Genomic DNA, 18,589 nt, shown 5'->3' on the forward strand with positions numbered 1-18,589 from the left:
TTATGGGGTAATGCTAACGCCCGAGAACACGTTGCGGCCGAAGGGGCTCACCTTGAAGCCTTCGACTTTGGCGCTTAACGGTTGGTTGACCGTCGAGTGGGCGACTGGCGTGATCGGCACCTGCTGCTTGAGCAGTTGCTGCGCCTGTTTGTACAGAACAGTCCTTTGTTCACGGTCGGTCACGACCTTGGCTTGCTTGATCAGCTTGTCGTACGCCGGGTCACACCACATGGAGTAGTTGTTGCCACCGATGGCATCGCAGCTGTAGAGCGTGCCCAGCCAGTTGTCCGGGTCACCGTTGTCGCCGGTCCAGCCGATCAGGCTGACATCGTGCTCACCGTTCTTGGTGCGCTTGATGTACTCGCCCCATTCGTAGCTGACGATCTTGACCTTGAGGCCGATTTTGGCCCAGTCGTTCTGCAGCATCTCGGCCATCAGCTTGGCGTTGGGGTTGTACGGACGTTGCACCGGCATCGCCCACAGGGTGATCTCGGTGCCTTCCTTGACGCCGGCAGCCTTGAGCAACTCCTTGGCTTTTTCCGGGTTGTAGGCGGCGTCTTTGATGCTGTCGTCGTAGGACCACTGCGTCGGCGGCATGGCGTTGACCGCCAGTTGCCCGGCGCCCTGGTACACGGCGTTGAGGATGCTCTGCTTGTTCACCGCCATGTCCAGCGCCTGGCGTACTTCGAGCTGATCGAACGGCTTGTGGCGCACGTTGTAGGCGATGTAGCCGAGGTTGAAGCCAGGCTTGGTCAGCAGTTGCAGGTTCGGGTCGGCCTTGAGGGCCTCGACATCGGCCGGGCGCGGATGCAGGGTCACCTGGCATTCGCCGGCCTTGAGCTTCTGCACCCGCACCGAGGCGTCGGTGTTGATGGCGAAGATCAGTTGATCAAGCTTGACCCGGCTCGGGTCCCAGTACTGTTTGTTGCCCACATAGCGGATCTGCGAGTCTTTCTGGTAGCGCTGGAACACGAAAGGGCCAGTGCCGATCGGCTTCTGGTTGATGTCGCTGGGCCGGCCTTGCTTGAGCAACTGCTCGGCGTATTCGGCCGAGAGGATTGCGGCGAAGCTCATGGAGATATTCTGTACAAACGCGGCGTCGACCGTGTTCAAGGTCATCACCACGGTATAGGGGCCTGTTTTCTCGACCTTGGCGATATTCTTGTTCAGGCTCATCCCGTTGAAGTACGGAAACTCGGTGGGGTAGGCCTTGCGGAACGGGTGGTCGGGGTCAAGCATGCGGTTGAAGGTGAACAGCACGTCGTCGGCGTTGAAGTCCCGCGTCGGCTTGAATTCCTTGTTGCTGTGGAATTTCACCCCTTCACGCAGGTGGAAGGTGTAGGTCAGGCCGTCTTCGGAAATATCCCACTTGGTCGCTAGCCCAGGAACGACGTTGGTCTCGCCCTTTTCAAACTCGACCAGGCGGTTGTACAGCGGCTCGGCTGCGTCGTTGTCGGTGGCGGTGGTGTATTGCGCAGTGTCAAACCCTGCCGGGCTGCCTTCGGAACAGAACACCAGGCTCTTCTTCTCGGCCGCTTGGCCCATCGTGGCCACAGCCAGCAGGCTGGTGGCAAACATCGCGGATAGAACGGTGGTATGGCGCATGACAATCCCGATCCTTGTTTGTAGTTATCAACAGCGAGCCATCCCTCTGGCGTCCGGCCAGGGAGATGTCACTGATCCCACACACAGCAAGTGCCCTTCCCAGAATGATGCCTCTGCTGTCCTACGACGTTATTGGTCGTTGACCTTGCAGTAAATGCGTCAAATCTGACTAACCTTGTAGGTAACGGAGGCACGGGGCGCAGTTCGTTGCTGTAGGACGGCAACGATTGCAAGCGTGGTCTGTTTCCTATGGCCCAGGCAGATGGAATAACGGCGACGTTAAGAAACGTCGCCGTTATTGATCATTACTTGCCGCTGACGCTAACGCCGTAGAAGGAGTTCAAGCCAAACGGGCTGATCTTGAAGTCCTGTACGGTATTACGCATGGGTTGATACACCGTCGAGTGCGCGATAGGTGTCATCGGGACTGCATCTTTGAGGATATGTTGCGCCTGCTTGTACAGCTCGGTGCGTTTGGCGACATCCGATGTGGCCTTGGCTTCTTTGACGATACCGTCGAATTTCTTGTCGCACCATTTGGAGAAGTTGTTACCCGACAGCGAGTCGCAGCCGAACAGTACGTTCAGCCAGTTGTCCGGGTCACCATTGTCGCCGCTCCAGCCAATGATCATGGCCTGGTTCTCGCCGCCTTTGGAGCGCTTGATGTACTCGCCCCACTCGTAGCTGACGATGTTGACCTTCAGGCCGATCTGTTTCCAGTCGTTCTGCAGCATCTCGGCCATCAGCTTGGCATTCGGGTTGTACGGACGTTGAACCGGCATGGCCCACAGGGTGATTTCGGTACCTTCCTTGACGCCGGCTGCCTTGAGCAGTTCCTTGGCCTTGGCCGGATCGTACTTGGCATCCTTGATAGTGGTGTCATACGACCACTGGGTCGGCGGCATGGCGTTGACCGCCAACTGGCCGGCACCCTGGTACACGGAGTCGATGATTTGCTGCTTGTTCACCGACATGTCCAGGGCTTCGCGTACGCGCAGGTCGGACAGCGGGTTGGCGGCGGTCTGGCCCTTGAGTACCGGCATGACGTTGTAGGCGATGTAGCCCAGGTTGAAACCGGCCTGGTGCGGCAGTTTCAGATCCTTGTCTTCGCCTAGCGCCTTGAGGTCGGCCGGACGTGGGAACAGGGTGATCTGGCATTCGTTTTTCTTGAGCTTCTGGATACGCACCGACGGGTCGGTGGTGATAGCGAAGATCAGGTTGTCGATCTTCACGTCTTCAGGCTTCCAGTAGTCCTTGTTGCCGGTGTAGCGAATGTTCGAGTCTTTCTGGTAGCTCTTGAACACGAACGGGCCAGTGCCGACTGGTTTTTGGTTGATGTCGGCAGGTTTGCCTTCCTTCAACAACTGCGCAGCATATTCAGCGGACTGGATCGACGCGAAGCTCATGGCCAGGTTCTGGATGAAAGCCGCGTCCACGGTGCCAAGGGTGAACTTGACGGTATGGTCATCGACTTTCTCGATGTTCTTGATGTTGGTGTCCATCCCCATGTCCGTGAAGTACGGGAACTCGGTGGGGTAGGCCTTACGGAATGGATCGTCTTTATTGATCATCCGGTTGAAGGTGAACAGTACGTCGTCAGCCGAGAATTCACGAGTAGGCTTGAAGTACGGGGTGGTATGGAACTTGACGCCTTCGCGAAGGTGGAAGGTATACGTCAGACCGTCCGGGGACACGTCCCAGCTGGTGGCCAGGCCAGGAACAACGGCGGTGCCGCCACGTTCGAACTGGCTCAGGCGGTTGAACATGGTTTCGGCCGAGGCATCGAAGTCTGTTCCGGTGGTGTACTGGCCTGGGTCGAAACCGGCCGGGCTCCCTTCGGAGCAGAACACCAGGTTAGTTGCCGCAAGGGCTACGGGGGCTGCGGCCATAAGGCCAGCGCTCACTAATAACGGAAGGACTGCGTGTTTAAGCATGTTGGCCTCATGATTTGTTGTCATTTTTGGTGGTGAGGGCGACCTCGTGAGTCGGCCTGCGGATACTTATGCAGGCGCCATACCCAATGCAAGATGCTGAGCGGTCGGTAGCGACAAACTGTGGTACGAACGTACAGGAATGTCGCAATTATGAAAGTTTAGACACAAATGTGCCTGTTTGGAGGGTTTTTTCGGTGCGGCGAGCGCACCAGAAAAGCTCAACCGAGGCGTCTAGCGCACTCGGTTGGGGCGCGGTTGTTACTTATCTAGACTCACGCCGTAAAAGGGTGTGAGCCCGAAGGGGCTGATTTTGAAGTCGTGCACTTCCTTGCGTAACGGCTGAAAAACCGTCGAGTTTGCGATAGGCGTTATAGGTACCTGTTCCTTAAGGATTTTCTGCGCCTGTTGATACCACTTGATGCGCTGCTCGCGGTCATTGCTGACCTTGGCTTGCTGCACCAGCTTGTCGTAGCCTGGGTTACACCATTTGGCATAATTACTGCCCTTGACCGCGGCACAACTGTAGAGCACGCCAAGCCAGTTATCCGGGTCGCCGTTGTCGCCGGTCCAGCCATAAATCATTGCATCGTGTTCGCCATTTTTGGCGCGCTTGATGTATTCGCCCCACTCATAGCTGACGATATTGGCCTTGATGCCGACTTTGGCCCAATCCTGCTGGATCATTTGAGCGGACATGCGCGCATTCGGGTTTGAGGCGCGTTGCACGGTCATCGCCCACAGGTTGATGGTGGTACCTGGTGCAACCCCTGCTTCTTTTAGTAGCAACCGCGCCTTGGTCGGATCGTAGGGCGCATCGTGGATGCTTGCGTCATAAGACCACTGCGCCGGTGGCAATGCGTTCTGCGCCAATTGTCCGGCGCTCTGGTACACGGCCTTGATGATTGCTGGCTTGTCGATGGCCATGTCCAGGGCCTGGCGCACCTTGAGCTGGTCCAGCGGCGGGTGAGTCACGTTGTAGGCCAGGAAGCCCAGGTTGAAACCGGCTTGTTGCAGCACACGCAGGTTCGGGTCTTGCTTCATGACTTCGATGTCGGCGGGGCGCGGGTAGCCGCTGACCTGGCATTCGCCGGCCTTGAGTTTCTGCAGGCGCGCGGCGGCGTCCGGGGTGATGGCGAACACCAGGTTGTCGAGTTTCACATCCTCGGGTTTCCAATACTGTTTATTCGCCTCGTAGCGGATCTGCGAGTCTTTCTGGTAACGCTTGAACACAAACGGCCCAGTGCCGACGGGTTTCTGATTAATGTCCTCGGCCTTGCCTTCTTTCAACAGCTGGGCGGCGTATTCGGCTGATTGCACCGAGGCGAAACTCATGGACAGGTTCTGCACGAACGAGGCATCGACATTGTTCAGGTTGAAACGCACGGTGTGCTCATCGACTTTATCGACGCTCTTGATCGTGGTGTTCAAGCCCATGTCGGTGAAGTACGGCGATTCCGAAGGGTAGGCCTTGCGAAACGGGCTGTCGGCATCGAGCAGGCGATTGAAGGTGAACAGCACATCATCGGCGTTGAAATCGCGGGTCGGGGTGAAGTAGGCGGTGGTGTGAAACTTGACGCCATCGCGCAGGTGGAAGGTGTAGGTCAGGCCGTCTTTGGACACATCCCAGCTTGTTGCCAAGCCTGGTTCGACTTCGGTGCCGCCGCGCTTGAACTGGGTCAGGCGGTTGAACACGGTTTCGGCCGAGGCATCAAAGTCGGTGCCGCTGGTGTATTGACTGGGGTCGAAGCCGGCAGGGCTGGCTTCGGAGCAGTAGACCAGGGTGGCGGCAGCCTGGGCCATTGGCATAAAGGCCAGGAGGCTTGCGGCGAGGAGCAGTGGCTTGACGGCAATTCTTTCCATGGAGACCCCTGAAATGGCCGCTCTTAAAGCGGCCCGAACGAAAACGGCGTCAACGAGGTTAACGCGGTTTTCTTGACTCAGGAATAGGCTGCGATGTGGGCCGTCAGATCAGGCGCCCGTGGGTATTTCCGTCCTGGGGGCTGTGAGTGAAACTTCAATTTTAGTCGGCGCGTCTTTATCGATGACGAAGCTGTTGTGCACGTCATTAGTGTGATGAATGGTAAAGGTCCTTTTTGCATTGATATCTACGTTATCCAGCTTGCCTGTATCGGGATTGTTTAGTTTGTATCTGGCAGAGGCTTAACGTTTCGCTCGCCTTCACTGCCACTTTCGATGTTTTTGATCTGCGTACTTACACGAGTGGCATAGGCATCAATAAGACCCTCGCGCTCATTTAACGTATACCTGCCTCCGAGCGCTTGAACAGGGCCGGATCCATAAAGGGTTGCCTTATAGATATCGGATTGGCGCTGGGCAGTAGAGGCAGTGTTGTCGGTGTTATAGACTTCGTTATTGTTCAACGGTGTGGGCGGTTGCTGTTCCTGCGCCTGGGTGTGTTCTTCTTGAGTAGATCCAGGCGTTGGTGTTGAGTAACGGACAATATTAAATCGAGTTGAGTCTGTCACGTTCGACTACCTGATTAGATAATTAGAATAGGTTCGTGTCAAATGTGTGGCTGTTTACGCAGGAGGCGTTCCACATCCCTTCATTAAAAGTGTAAGTTACGTAATTATTTTCTACATAGTCGAGTTGTATAGGGCGCCCAGTGCATCGGCGGCCACGGCATTGGCGCTCAAGGCAATGCCGTGGCCGTTCACTCTACCGATAAATGGACGCTTCAAGGTTGAGTGGGGAATGTGACGGGCTTATAGGTGAACGCCCACCACTTGAGCGGGTTCCAATAGGGGTTTGTCTTTGACGGTCTGAATCGTGAAATTCTCTTCATTTCATCGCTGACATATTGCTCAGCTTGGCCTCTAGCCAATTTTGTTATAGTGGGATCAAGGGTGATGCCGTTGCTTTGCAGGTTTTGGTGATACGCGGTTTCTACTTTACCAATGGCGCTGGTTATAACTTCCGGCGAAAGGTTCGCGGTGAGGGTGCCGGTATAGCCTTTTACAGGGCGCCTTATCAATCTTTGAAATTGAGCAGCAAAGGAACTGTCTCCACCGCTTGCAGAATTGCAGGATAACAGGCGTACGTTGTCAAAGTCTTCCGGGTTTATACCTTTTGCATGCAGGGTATGAAGCAATTCTCCTGGCGTATTAAGTTGTCCATCGTATACCACTTTTGCTACGCCGGTTTCAGGGTTGAAACTGCCGTGGACGAGTATATTCAATCGTTGCTCTGTGCCTTTTTTATTAGTGTCGATAAAGGTATACAGTTTTTCGTTGATCACATTCAGATTATTGACCTCTCCACTGAGGATAACGGCTTTTTCACCGGTAGAAAAAAGTGACTCACCCGTGGGTAAGTTTTCTATGGACCTCAGCGGTGGAAGTTTCACGTCTGTGCCGTCGACGGGCAGAGGGATGCCTGCACTATCAGCAGGCGCCGAACGATTGGCGTCGTCTGTCTCGATGTTGACGCGTGTGGGGGTATCGCTCTCGTTCGGCGCTTTTGGTGCGCGTACGAATTCAAACTCGCGTGTCTCGGAATTGAACCTCCAGCTGTAATTCCGGGTGCTGGAAGGCAGTTGAGGTTCCCCCAACCCCACCTCTACCCCATAGGGTGCGAGTTCGTGCACCAGTTGCAGGCTCGATATCACTGCCGCGGCAGTGCCGCCAACGCGATCGTCGGCGGTCATGCCATAAATGGCGTCATGGATGCCGAAGTAAATATTGCCCGCGTTGCCAAGGATGGGCACGTAACCGAAGGTGCGTCCCCATAATTCCTTCGCCCCCTTCCACGCTTGCTGCTCGTTACCAAATACCTGCGTTTGGTCGGCCCATTCTGCGTTTTTGGCGTTCACTGCCTGGTACTCGGTAGCGATACCGGAGTCCAGGTTGCCGTATCTCAAAAAATAGTCGCTGTTTCGCGATTGGGTATAATTAAACGTCTCCCTCACCGGTACAGGTTTATCTTTGAAAAGGTTTTCATAGCCTGGATAGGTGGCTCGTTGATAGTCGATCAGGTTTTCAAGCACATTTTCGGCGGATGTCCAATGAGCATCTTTGCCGCCTTGCCTGTCGCGGGCATTGAAACTACTGTGCAACGTATTACGATTGGTTTCAGCCCAACGGGCGAAATCGTTATCTCCATTCAGTTCATTGACCGTGCCGGTTTTCAAATCAATCATCAGGCCATTGTTGGGCCTGTGATCATAATCACCGTGATAGTTGATGTAAGGGATGAATGCATGCCCTCCCAGTGGATAGCCGTATATATTTGGGATAATCACATTGCCGTTTTTTTCAAGTGTACGGTTGATTGCTTCTTGTCCGGCAGGTGTGAGTTGTTCATAACTGCCCTTGTCGTTACGCAGGCTGTGTAAGATTCCCCGCACAACATAGGCATCAGCTTTCCCCGAGCGCTTCGCCAATGCACCGGGCACGTCCCGCATGGGCTCGGCTATCTGAACTTCCCAATGCACCTGAAGTCGTCCACCCAAGGCTTCTAGATCGCTGATCTTGTCCTGATCTTGTGGGTTTATTTTCGTCTCTTGGAAGTTGAGTGAGCCGCCCTCCGGTGTTCTATCGTGCTGAAGGGCACCGGCTGCAATTTCCCATGCATAGTAGGTGCGCTCGCTGGTGTCGGTCTTTATTTCGGGGTGCCATTTCCCTACGTAAGAATCGAACTTTACGGTGAATTGTTCATGCGGGTCGCGCCCGGCAGCCAATAAACCGGCGCTGAAGTAACCCGCAGGCTCGAGAAACTGGCGAACCTTTTGGAAGCGGACATTTCTTTCGCCTTCCTCACCCGTTTCTATGTTCTTGATCTGTGCCACTACTCGCTCGGTATAGGCTTCAATGCGGTGCATCCGCTCTCGTAGCGTATAACTCGTGGAGGGCGGAGAAACACCGGCCTCCCCGTAAATAACGCCTTTGGAGAAATCAAGCTCATTATCCGGGGTGGGCGCAGTCATCCGGCCAACATTGCCCGTTGACCCGATCTGCGTGCCTGGCTCCCTATTTTCCAATGGCGGCGGCGCGTCAGCTGCCCGAGTGTTGCGGCTGTGTGTACTTGCAGTTAAATGTTCAGTGATGATGGGGTTTGGCAACAAAGGCGCAGATATGTTCATGAGCGGCTCGCTGTATTCGTAGGTTCTTAACGTTATTGTCTGGGCACGAAGTAATAGGGCAGGCAATATGCACGCCGAGATATGAGTTAATTATTAGGTTGATGAACTTCACTGTGTCATCAGTTATTTTTTAACTCGGCCTGCATGTGCAGGGCGAACCAAACTAATATTGCTGGCACTTTTGTTAAGTTGGGTTTGCCGGTGCCTGCGCGGTAGCACTCGTGTGGTGTTACATGCAATTGGGTGGCAGCAGGCGTACAGAAGGTTCCACTTTTAAGTGTATGTTCTGTGCAACCAGTGGTTTCACAAAGTGCAGCCTACAGCGATCGAAAAGAACTTGCGCTAAGAGGCATTCGGGTCGGCTTATCAAAAAAAACGGCGCCAGCTTTCCAAGGCTGCGCCGTTTTTTGTCTCGAAGAGCGTTACTGAAGAACTTCAATCACCCCATCGGCGCTCATGTTGACCTGGCTGGTGCCTGCTTCGACTTCCGGCGCGGGCGCTGGCGCTGAATCGGCCATGGCCGCTTTCATCATCATCCCGCCACGGGCATAAGGCATCGGGTAGCCATTGGTGTTGAAGTTCAGGTTGACGATCTTGTAACCCTTGCCGCCCAGCGCATCGGTGGCCAGTTGTGCGCGTGCCTTGAACGCGGCAACCGCATCCTTGAGCAATGCATCTTCGCTGGCCTTGCGCGTAGCGTCGGCGATGGCGAAGTCCATGTTGTCCATTTTCAGCGTGTTCAGCAGTTCGCCGGTGAGCTTGGACAACGCTGGGAAGTCCGCGCTTTCCAGGCGTAGTTCAGCGCGCTCACGCCAGCCGGTGATCTTCTGGTTCTTGCTGTCGTAGATCGGGTAGCTGTTGCGGCTGCCCTGGCGCAGGGTTACGCCTTTGACTTCGCGGGCCTGGCCCAGGGCCTGGTTCATGGTGGTAGTGATTTCGGCGGCGAGCTTGGCCGGGTCGGAGTTTTGCGATTCGGTGTAGAGGGTGACGATCATCTTGTCGCGGGCCACTTCCTGGCTGACTTCGGCACGCAGGGAGATCTGGTTGTAGTTCAGTGCATCGGCGGCCATGGCCGGGAGGCTGGCGATTGCGCTGGCGCTGAAGGTGATGATGGCTGCACTGCGAGTGAAACGAGACATGGAAGCTCCTTGGGATAATCGTGTTGGGATAGCCGTGTTCGGTATGACTGTAGACGCAGGTATCGGGTTCTTCGGGTTTACACATTCCCTACACGTTGTGGTGATGCCGACGAACGGTCATTTGTTCTCCCTGCGTCAAAGAGCCACACACACCATGCCAGCCGGTCTGCTTCGTTTATACTCGTGCCGATCCGCCTGCAGCGCTCACCGGGAGAGCTCATGCTCGCCGCCGTAAAACTGACTTCCGCCACCCGCCAGAACCTCTGGCGCCTGACGTTCATTCGTACCCTGGTATTGGCCGCACAGGCCGGTTCCGTGGGGCTTGCCTACTGGTTCGACCTATTACCGCTGCCGTGGCTGCAACTGGGCGTGACCCTGGCGTTTTCCACCGTGCTGTGTGCGTTCACCGCCATCCGACTGCGTACCACGTGGCCGGTAACCGAGCTGGAATATGCGCTTCAGTTGGCGTGTGACCTGGTTATCCACAGTGTGTTGCTGTATTTCTCCGGTGGTTCTACCAACCCCTTCGTTTCGTATTATCTGGTGCCACTGACCATTGCCGCCGTCACCCTGCCATGGCGCTACTCGGTGGTGCTGTCGGGCATCGCCCTGACGCTCTATACCTTGCTGCTGGCGCAGTTCTATCCGTTGCAAACCTTCCCAATCGCCCGTGAAAACCTGCAGATCTACGGGATGTGGCTGAGTTTTGCCCTGTCTGCTGCCGTCATTACCTTCTTTGCTGCACGCATGGCCGAAGAGCTGCGCCGCCAGGAAGAGTTGCGCGCCATTCGCCGCGAAGAAGGGTTGCGTGACCAGCAATTGCTCGCCGTCGCCACCCAAGCGGCCGGCGCCGCCCATGAGCTGGGCACGCCGCTGGCAACCATGAGCGTATTGCTCAAGGAAATGACCCAGGACCATCACGATCCGGCGCTGCAAGATGACTTGAGTGTGCTGCAGGAACAGGTCAAGCAATGCAAACTGACGTTGCAGCAACTGGTGCGTGCCGCCGAGGCCAACCGCCGCCTGGCAGTTGAGATGCAGGACGTGACCCAGTGGCTCGATGAGGCCCTGAACCGTTGGCACCTGATGCGCCCCGAGGCCAGTTACCGTTTCAATCTATTAGGCCAGGGCAGCGTGCCGCGCATGGCGCCACCGCCGGACCTGACCCAGGCGCTGCTCAACCTGCTCAACAACGCCGCTGACGCCTGCCCCGAAGGTCTCGGCGTACAGTTGGACTGGGACGCGGAGCACGTCACCATCAGCATTCGTGACCACGGTGCAGGCGTGCCGTTGGCCATTGCCGAGCAGATCGGCAAACCTTTCTTTACCACCAAGGGCAAAGGCTTCGGCCTGGGCCTGTTTTTGAGCAAGGCCAGCGTGACCCGCGCGGGCGGCTCAGTGAAGCTCTATAGTCATGAGGAAGGTGGCACGCTCACCGAGCTGCGCCTGCCCCGTGTCGCACGAGGAGATATCGATGAGTGACGAGATCCAAGTCGAAGGCGAAGAACTGCCGCACCTGTTGCTGGTAGATGACGATGCGACCTTTACCCGCGTGATGGCGCGCGCCATGAGCCGGCGTGGTTTTCGCGTCAGTACCGCAGGTTCTGCCGAAGAGGGCTTTACCATCGCCCAGGCCGACCTGCCGGACTACGCCGCCCTCGACCTGAAAATGGACGGCGACTCGGGCTTGGTGCTGCTGCCCAAGCTGCTGGAGCTCGACCCGGAAATGCGCGTGGTGATCCTTACCGGTTACTCCAGCATCGCCACCGCTGTCGAGGCCATCAAGCGCGGCGCCTGCAACTACCTGTGCAAGCCGGCGGATGCCGACGACGTGCTCGCTGCCTTGCTGTCCGAGCATGCCGACCTCGACACTCTGGTGCCGGAAAACCCGATGTCGGTAGACCGCCTGCAGTGGGAGCACATCCAGCGCGTGCTGACCGAACACGAAGGCAATATCTCCGCCACTGCCCGCGCCCTGGGCATGCACCGCCGCACGCTGCAACGCAAGCTGCAGAAGCGCCCGGTACGACGCTGAACACAGCCTGAACAAGCTGCTTCAGGCTGCACGGATGCACGAACCGATCACCTATGATCGGTTCAAACGCCTGTGATGTTTTTCCTGCCGAGCCTGAACAATGAACCAGAACGCTGAGTACTCCGCGGTCAACGACGCGGTGCGTGGGCAATTCTTTCGCCGAACCTGGGCGATGATCACACCTTATTGGCGCAGCGAAGAAAAGGGCAGGGCGTGGCTGCTGCTGGCGGCAGTGATTGGCCTGTCGCTGTTCAGCGTGGCGATCTCGGTGTGGATCAATCACTGGTACAAGGACTTCTACAACGCCCTGGAAAAGAAGGACACCGCCGCCTTCTGGCAACTGATCGGTTACTTCGGTGGGATCGCAGCGGTGGCGATTCTCGGGGCGGTCTACCGTCTCTACCTGACCCAGATGCTGACGATCCGCTGGCGTGCCTGGCTTACCGAAAAACACTTCAGCCGTTGGCTGGCCCACAAGAACTACTACCAGCTGGAGCAGGGCGGCTACACCGATAACCCGGACCAGCGGATTTCCGAAGACCTCAATAACTTCACCTCCGGCACCCTGAGCCTTGGCCTCGGGTTGCTGCGCAATGTGGTCAGCCTGGTGTCGTTCTCGATCATCCTGTGGGGCGTGTCGGGCAGCATCGAAGTATTTGGCATCACCATCCCCGGCTACATGTTCTGGTGTGCGCTGCTGTATGCCGCCGTGGGCAGTTGGCTGACGCACCTGATCGGCCGCCGCTTGATCGGCCTGAGCAACCAGCAACAACGCTTCGAAGCGGACCTGCGTTTTTCCATGGTGCGGGTACGTGAGAATGCCGAGAGTATCGCCCTGTACAACGGCGAACCGAATGAGAGACAACGCCTGAGCACGCGTTTCGGCAAGGTCTGGCACAACTTCTGGGACATCATGAAAGTGTCCAAGCGCCTGACCTTTTTCACCTCTGGCTACGGCCAGATCGCGATCATTTTCCCGTTTATCGTCGCCGCACCGCGTTACTTCACCGGCAAGATCGAGCTGGGTGAGCTGATGCAAATCAACTCGGCGTTCAGCAACGTGCAAGAGAATTTCAGTTGGTTTATCAATGCCTATTCGGAGCTGGCGACATGGCGTGCAACCAGCGACCGTCTGTTGAGCTTCCAGCAGGCCATGAGCGACAACGAGCAATGCCCCCCGGCCATCGACGTGCGCCCTGAAGGCGAGCGCTTGGTGCTAAAAGACCTGGGCATGGACCTGGCCGACGGCCGTCACTTGCTCACCGACGCCGACATGACCGTGGAGCCTGGCCAGCGCGTGATGCTGAGTGGGCGTTCCGGTAGCGGCAAGAGTACTTTGCTGCGGGCGATGGGCCATCTATGGCCGGCTGGACATGGCAGCATTCGCCTGCCGACGGCGCGTTACCTGTTCCTGCCGCAGAAGCCGTACCTGCCGATTGGTACGCTCAAGGCTGTGTTGAGTTACCCACAGGACGACAGCATCTATCCGGCAGAACGTTATGCACAGGTGCTGGAAACCTGCCGCCTGCCGCATCTGGTCAACCGCCTGGATGAAGCCAACCACTGGCAACGCATGCTCTCACCGGGCGAGCAACAGCGCCTGGCCTTTGCCCGTGCGTTGTTGTTCGCGCCGCAATGGCTGTACATGGATGAAGCGACCTCAGCCATGGATGAAGAAGATGAGGCGACCTTGTATCAAGCGTTGATCGATGAGTTGCCAGGGTTGAGCATCGTCAGTGTGGGCCACCGCAGCAGCCTCAAGCGTTTTCATGGGCGGCATGTTCGGATCGAGGGTGGGCGGTTGCAGGAACAACAACCGGCCTGAAGTCAAACTCGGTCAATGTGGGAGGGGCTTGCTCCCGATAGCGGTGTGTCAGCCACCTACTTTGGCTCTGACAGACTGCTATCGGGAGCAAGCCCCCTCCCACATGAGGTTCTGCTTTGTCTTGGAGAATGAGGCAAAAAAAGCCCGGCTGATCATCGATCAGCCGGGCTTTTTTAGTGCTTGAAAATGACTTACTTCTTCAAGCCGTAATGCTCATCCAGCATGCCTGGGGCGTTCGGCGTCTTTGGCGCGTAGTCCCGTGGTGGCTCCTGGTTTTCCCGTGGCGGGGTCAGGCGTTCCCGTGGGGCTTGCGGTGCATCGGAATGCAGCGCAGCCAGCAGGCGCTGGCGGGTGATGTCGTCGAGGGCCAGGCGATTAGCGCCATCGGCGAGGTGATCCTGTACTTCCTGGTAGCTCTGGGTGAGCTTCTTGACCAGGGTCGCGGTGCTGTTGAAGTGGGTAACAACCTCGTTCTGATAACTGTCAAAACGTTCCTGAATGTCATCCAACTGACGCTGCGTGCGGTTAGGCGCGGCATTCGGCAGCAGGCGGGCAACCAGGAATCCAATGGCGACACCGGCAACCAGGGCAAGAGTCGGCAACAACCAAACTAAGAGCGAGTGTTCCACGAGTCCTTCCTCTATAAACGGCTTTGCTTTACGTTAACGGCTCGGACCTGCGCTGTATACCGCGATTAAGCTCGCAATGATGCCATGCACAGACTTTTAGCTAGACGAGTCGACCCCTTGAGAGGTCACGGAGTTCATTCCTTGCTCATGCGTGAAACCCCCGTTTTGATCGATGGCCCGGTAGGCCAATTGGAAGCCTTGTACCTGGATCACCCCGAGCCACGTGGCCTGGCGCTGATCTGCCACCCTAACCCGGTACAGGGCGGGACCATGCTCAATAAAGTTGTCTCGACCCTGCAACGCACCGCCCGCGATGCGGGTTTGATTACTTTGCGTTTCAATTATCGGGGCGTCGGCGCCAGCGCCGGTATTCACGATATGGCCACCGGTGAAGTGGACGATGCCGAAGCAGCCGCCACCTGGCTGCGGGAAAAACACCCGGACCTGCCGATCACCTTGCTGGGCTTTTCCTTCGGCGGCTACGTCGCGGCCAGTCTTGGTGGCCGCCTGGAAGCCAAGGGCGAGAAGCTCGCGCACCTGTTCATGGTTGCCGCTGCGGTGATGCGCCTGGGCGATACCGATGTGCTGCCCCAAGGTTGCCCATTGACCCTGATCCAGCCGGAAACCGACGAAGTGGTCGACCCACAGACCGTCTACGACTGGTCCGCCGCCCTGAAACGCCCCCATGAGCTGCTGAAAGTGGCAGAATGCGGACACTTTTTTCATGGCAAGCTGACCGATCTCAAGGATCTTGTGCTGCCACGTCTTTCGAATTGATGACAAGCGATCACCCATGACGACCCGTACCCGTATCCTCACCGGCATCACCACCACCGGCACGCCGCACCTGGGCAACTACGCCGGTGCGATTCGCCCGGCGATCCTTGCCAGCGAAGACGCCAATGCCGATTCCTTCTACTTTCTGGCCGACTACCACGCCCTGATCAAGTGCGATGACCCGCAGCGCATCCAGCGCTCGCGCATGGAAATCGCCGCGACCTGGCTGGCCGGCGGCCTGGATGTGAATCGGGTGACCTTCTACCGCCAGTCCGACATCCCGGAAATCCCCGAGCTGACCTGGCTGCTGACCTGCGTTGCCGCCAAGGGTCTGCTCAACCGCGCTCACGCCTACAAGGCGTCGGTGGACAAGAACGTGGAAAACGGCGAAGACCCGGATGCGGGTATCAGCATGGGCCTGTACAGCTACCCGGTGCTGATGGCGGCGGACATCCTGATGTTCAACGCGCACAAGGTGCCGGTGGGTCGTGACCAGATCCAGCACGTGGAAATGGCCCGCGACATCGGCCAGCGTTTCAACCACCTGTTTGGCAACGGTAAAGAATTCTTCACCATGCCCGAGGCGCTGATCGAAGAAAGCGTCGCCACCTTGCCGGGCCTGGATGGCCGCAAGATGTCCAAGAGCTACGACAACACCATCCCGTTGTTCACCAGCGGCAAAGACATGAAAGACGCGATCTCGCGGATCGTCACCGACTCCCGCGCGCCGGGCGAAGCCAAGGACCCGGACAATTCGCACCTGTTCACCCTGTATCAGGCGTTCGCGACCAAGGCCCAGGAACAGGAGTTCCGTGACGAACTGCTGCAAGGCCTGGGCTGGGGCGAGGCGAAGAACCGTCTGTTCCAACTGCTGGACGGCCAACTGGGCGAAGCCCGCGAGCGTTACCATCACCTGATGTCGCGCCCGTCGGACATGGAAGACTTGCTGTTGGTCGGCGCGAAAAAAGCCCGTGCGGTAGCCGCGCCGTTCCTGGCCGAGCTGCGTGAAGCGGTGGGCCTGCGCTCGTTCGTCAACCAGGCTGCGGCGCCGGTCGCCACCAAGAAAAAAGCCGCCAAAGCCGCGCGCTTCGTGAGCTTTCGCGAAGACGATGGCAGCTTCCGTTTCCGCTTGTTGGCGGCTGACGGAGAGCAACTGCTGCTGTCGCGCAACTTTGCCGATGGCAAGGCGGCTGGCGCGGCGACCAAGCAATTGCAAAGCGGTGACGCGCTGGACGTACGCACTCAAGCCCTGAGCTTCAGCGTATGGCTGGACGGCGCTGCGGTGGCTGACAGCGCCGAGTTCTCCGACGACGCATCCCGCGATGCCGCCATCGAAGCCCTGCGCGTCGCGTTAACCCCAATCGAGGATTAACCCGACCAAGGGTTGATTGCCATTATCCAGGGCCGTCGTTACAGTGACGGCCCGTTTTTGTTGCCTTGCTAACGAAATTATGACGCCCCTAGAACGATATCAAGCTGATCTGAAACGCCCTGAATTCTTCCATGACGCGGCCCAGGAAAATGCCGTGCGTCATTTGCAGCGCCTGTACGACGACTTGGTCGCGGCCTCGCAAAGCAAGCCAGGGATATTCAGCAAGCTGTTTGGCAAGAAAGACCACACGCCGGTCAAAGGCCTGTATTTCTGGGGCGGCGTGGGTCGGGGCAAGACCTACCTGGTAGATACCTTCTTCGAAGCGCTGCCGTTCAAGGAAAAGGTCCGTACCCACTTCCACCGCTTCATGAAGCGCGTGCACGAAGAGATGAAGACCCTGCCGGGCGAGAAAAACCCGCTGACCATCATCGCCAAGCGTTTCTCCCAGGAAGCACGGGTGATCTGCTTCGATGAATTCTTCGTCTCCGACATCACCGACGCCATGATCCTCGGCACCCTGATGGAAGAGTTGTTCAAGAACGGCGTGACCCTGGTCGCCACCTCGAACATCGTGCCCGATGGCCTGTACAAGGACGGCCTGCAACGTGCGCGTTTCCTGCCGGCCATTGCACTGATCAAGCAGAACACCGATATCGTCAACGTCGACAGCGGCGTCGACTACCGCCTGCGTCATCTGGAGCAGGCTGAATTGTTCCACTTCCCGCTGAACGAAGCGGCCCACCAGAGTCTGAAAAAGAGCTTCCGCGCCCTGACGCCGGAATGCACCCAGGCGGTGGAAAACGACAAGTTGATGATCGAGAACCGCGAAATAATCGCACTGCGTACCTGCGATGACGTGGCTTGGTTCGACTTTCGCCAACTGTGCGACGGCCCGCGCAGCCAGAACGACTACATCGAGCTGGGCAAGATCTTCCATGCGGTGATCTTGAGCGGCGTTGAGCAGATGGGCGTCACCACCGACGACATCGCCCGGCGTTTTATCAACATGGTCGACGAGTTCTACGACCGTAACGTCAAGTTGATCATCTCGGCGGAAGTCGAGCTCAAGGATCTGTATACCGGTGGTCGCTTGAACTTCGAGTTCCAGCGCACGCTGAGCCGATTGCTGGAAATGCAGTCCCACGAGTTCCTGTCGCGCGGCCACAAACCCTAAAAGACCTCCAGAACAATGGAGATCCAATGTGGGAGGGAGCAAGCCCCCTCCCACTTTGTTTTCTGTGTTCCTTCAGTTAGGCGGCTTGCTGAAATTGCTGGCGATACTGGTTCGGCGACAACTCCGTGTGCTGCCTGAACAAGCGCGCAAAGAAGCTCGCATCGTCGTAACCCACCTCATAACTGATGGTCTTGATGCTCTTGCGGCTGCCCGAGAGCAGGCCTTTTGCCGTCTCGATGCGCAGTCGTTGCAGATAGTGCAGTGGCTTGTCACCGGTGGCGGTCTGGAAGCGCCGCATGAAGTTGCGGATGCTCATGCCGTGTTCCCGGGCGACGTCTTCGAAGCGGAACTTGTCGGCGAAATGCTCTTCCAGCCAGTGCTGGATCTGCAGGATGATCACGTCCTGGTGCAGCTTCTGGCCGCCAAAACCGATACGTCCTGGTGAATAGCTGCGCTGCACCTCATAGAGAATGTCGCGGGCCACGGCCTGGGCGATAGTGGCACCGCAAAAACGCTCGATCAGGTAGATGTAGAGGTCGCACGCCGAGGTGGTGCCGCCTGCGCAATACAGGTTGTCGGCGTCGGTGAGGTGTTTGTCCTGGTTGAGCTGGACCTTGGGGAAGCGCTCGCTGAACGCAGTGAAAAACCGCCAGTAGGTAGTGGCTTCCTTGCCATCCAGCAGCCCGGCTTCGGCCAGCCAGAATACGCCGGTGGCTTCGCCGCACAGCACGGCGCCGCGAGCGTGTTGTTGGCACAGCCACGGCAGCACTTGCGGGTAGCGGGTGCACAAGGCGTCGAAGTCGTCCCAGAAGGCCGGTAGCACGATGATATCGGCGTCTCCCAGGCCGCCATCCACTGGCATGATCACATCGCTGAAGCTGCGCACTGACTGCCCGTCGGGGCTGACCAGGCGCGTTTCGAACGCCGGGGTCAGGCCCAGGCCTTGCTGTTTGCCATAACGCAGGCTAGCGAGATGGAAGAAATCCTTGGCTTGCATG

Annotated in this window: 14 protein-coding genes; 6 read left to right on the top strand and 8 right to left on the bottom strand. The window is 57.5% G+C overall.

What is annotated here, in order from left to right:
- The 6 genes from FRT59_RS00820 to FRT59_RS00845 form a co-directional block, all read right to left on the bottom strand.
- A complete protein-coding gene (locus FRT59_RS00820; RefSeq protein WP_034118077.1) occupies positions 1-1,605 on the bottom strand; it encodes an ABC transporter substrate-binding protein in 1,605 nt (534 codons plus the stop codon).
- A 305-nt stretch (positions 1,606-1,910) separates the two neighbouring features.
- Positions 1,911-3,539 carry an ABC transporter substrate-binding protein gene (locus FRT59_RS00825; protein ID WP_034118078.1) on the bottom strand — a complete coding sequence of 543 codons (1,629 nt, stop codon included), beginning with the start codon at positions 3,537-3,539 and terminating at the stop codon, positions 1,911-1,913.
- Positions 3,540-3,797: 258 nt separating this feature from the next.
- Positions 3,798-5,399 (bottom strand): ABC transporter substrate-binding protein, encoded by a 1,602-nt coding sequence (locus tag FRT59_RS00830; protein ID WP_153870168.1) that lies wholly within the window; start codon positions 5,397-5,399, stop codon positions 3,798-3,800.
- A gap of 278 nt (positions 5,400-5,677) precedes the next feature.
- Positions 5,678-6,025: a hypothetical protein gene (locus FRT59_RS00835; protein WP_153870169.1), complete on the bottom strand. Its 348-nt coding sequence runs from the start codon at positions 6,023-6,025 to the stop codon at positions 5,678-5,680.
- Between the two features lie 212 nt (positions 6,026-6,237).
- The gene (locus FRT59_RS00840; RefSeq protein WP_153870170.1) at positions 6,238-8,640 is read right to left on the bottom strand and encodes a hypothetical protein; all 2,403 of its coding nucleotides are present in this window, start codon (positions 8,638-8,640) and stop codon (positions 6,238-6,240) included.
- A 422-nt stretch (positions 8,641-9,062) separates the two neighbouring features.
- Positions 9,063-9,779: an SIMPL domain-containing protein gene (locus FRT59_RS00845; RefSeq protein WP_153870171.1), complete on the bottom strand. Its 717-nt coding sequence runs from the start codon at positions 9,777-9,779 to the stop codon at positions 9,063-9,065.
- A gap of 219 nt (positions 9,780-9,998) precedes the next feature.
- Here FRT59_RS00845 and FRT59_RS00850 point away from each other — a divergent pair, with 219 nt between their 5' ends.
- The 3 genes from FRT59_RS00850 to FRT59_RS00860 all read left to right on the top strand — a co-directional run bounded on the left by FRT59_RS00850 (position 9,999) and on the right by FRT59_RS00860 (position 13,639).
- Positions 9,999-11,261, top strand: coding sequence for an ATP-binding protein (locus FRT59_RS00850; protein WP_153870172.1), 1,263 nt, complete (start codon positions 9,999-10,001; stop codon positions 11,259-11,261).
- Complete coding sequence (locus tag FRT59_RS00855) at positions 11,254-11,814, top strand: response regulator transcription factor (protein WP_010213178.1); 561 nt, start codon at positions 11,254-11,256, stop codon at positions 11,812-11,814. Before FRT59_RS00850 ends, FRT59_RS00855 begins: the two co-directional genes overlap by 8 nt.
- Positions 11,815-11,914: 100 nt before the next feature.
- The gene (locus tag FRT59_RS00860; protein ID WP_153870173.1) at positions 11,915-13,639 is read left to right on the top strand and encodes an ABC transporter ATP-binding protein/permease; all 1,725 of its coding nucleotides are present in this window, start codon (positions 11,915-11,917) and stop codon (positions 13,637-13,639) included.
- A gap of 191 nt (positions 13,640-13,830) precedes the next feature.
- Here FRT59_RS00860 and FRT59_RS00865 read toward each other — a convergent pair whose 3' ends face one another.
- A complete protein-coding gene (locus FRT59_RS00865; protein ID WP_017138275.1) occupies positions 13,831-14,268 on the bottom strand; it encodes a Z-ring associated ZapG family protein in 438 nt (145 codons plus the stop codon).
- Between the two features lie 147 nt (positions 14,269-14,415).
- On the opposite strand from FRT59_RS00865, the gene FRT59_RS00870 reads away from it, so the two are divergent.
- The 3 genes from FRT59_RS00870 to zapE all read left to right on the top strand — a co-directional run bounded on the left by FRT59_RS00870 (position 14,416) and on the right by zapE (position 17,591).
- Entirely contained in the window at positions 14,416-15,045 is a 630-nt protein-coding gene (locus FRT59_RS00870) for an alpha/beta hydrolase (protein ID WP_153870174.1), read from the top strand.
- 16 nt (positions 15,046-15,061) lie between these two features.
- Entirely contained in the window at positions 15,062-16,417 is a 1,356-nt protein-coding gene (locus FRT59_RS00875) for a tryptophan--tRNA ligase (protein WP_153870175.1), read from the top strand.
- Between the two features lie 79 nt (positions 16,418-16,496).
- Positions 16,497-17,591: a cell division protein ZapE gene (gene zapE, locus FRT59_RS00880; protein ID WP_034118085.1), complete on the top strand. Its 1,095-nt coding sequence runs from the start codon at positions 16,497-16,499 to the stop codon at positions 17,589-17,591.
- A gap of 76 nt (positions 17,592-17,667) precedes the next feature.
- Here zapE and FRT59_RS00885 read toward each other — a convergent pair whose 3' ends face one another.
- A complete protein-coding gene (locus FRT59_RS00885) occupies positions 17,668-18,588 on the bottom strand; it encodes a GlxA family transcriptional regulator (RefSeq protein WP_198809598.1) in 921 nt (306 codons plus the stop codon).
- Position 18,589 lies beyond the last annotated feature (1 nt).

This window comes from Pseudomonas haemolytica, from assembly GCF_009659625.1.
Classification (GTDB): domain Bacteria; phylum Pseudomonadota; class Gammaproteobacteria; order Pseudomonadales; family Pseudomonadaceae; genus Aquipseudomonas; species Aquipseudomonas haemolytica.

Bases quoted from the DNA above. Each gene is read 5' to 3' on its own strand.
- FRT59_RS00855 (WP_010213178.1), top strand. From the start codon at position 11,254: ATGAGTGACGAGATCCAAGTCGAAGGCGAAGAACTGCCGCACCTGTTG.
- FRT59_RS00885 (WP_198809598.1), bottom strand. From the start codon at position 18,588: ATGCAAGCCAAGGATTTCTTCCATCTCGCTAGCCTGCGTTATGGCAAA.
- FRT59_RS00825 (WP_034118078.1), bottom strand. From the start codon at position 3,539: ATGCTTAAACACGCAGTCCTTCCGTTATTAGTGAGCGCTGGCCTTATG.
- FRT59_RS00840 (WP_153870170.1), bottom strand. From the start codon at position 8,640: ATGAACATATCTGCGCCTTTGTTGCCAAACCCCATCATCACTGAACAT.
- FRT59_RS00860 (WP_153870173.1), top strand. From the start codon at position 11,915: ATGAACCAGAACGCTGAGTACTCCGCGGTCAACGACGCGGTGCGTGGG.
- FRT59_RS00820 (WP_034118077.1), bottom strand. From the start codon at position 1,605: ATGCGCCATACCACCGTTCTATCCGCGATGTTTGCCACCAGCCTGCTG.
- FRT59_RS00870 (WP_153870174.1), top strand. From the start codon at position 14,416: ATGCGTGAAACCCCCGTTTTGATCGATGGCCCGGTAGGCCAATTGGAA.
- FRT59_RS00875 (WP_153870175.1), top strand. From the start codon at position 15,062: ATGACGACCCGTACCCGTATCCTCACCGGCATCACCACCACCGGCACG.
- zapE (WP_034118085.1), top strand. From the start codon at position 16,497: ATGACGCCCCTAGAACGATATCAAGCTGATCTGAAACGCCCTGAATTC.
- FRT59_RS00850 (WP_153870172.1), top strand. From the start codon at position 9,999: ATGCTCGCCGCCGTAAAACTGACTTCCGCCACCCGCCAGAACCTCTGG.
- FRT59_RS00830 (WP_153870168.1), bottom strand. From the start codon at position 5,399: ATGGAAAGAATTGCCGTCAAGCCACTGCTCCTCGCCGCAAGCCTCCTG.
- FRT59_RS00845 (WP_153870171.1), bottom strand. From the start codon at position 9,779: ATGTCTCGTTTCACTCGCAGTGCAGCCATCATCACCTTCAGCGCCAGC.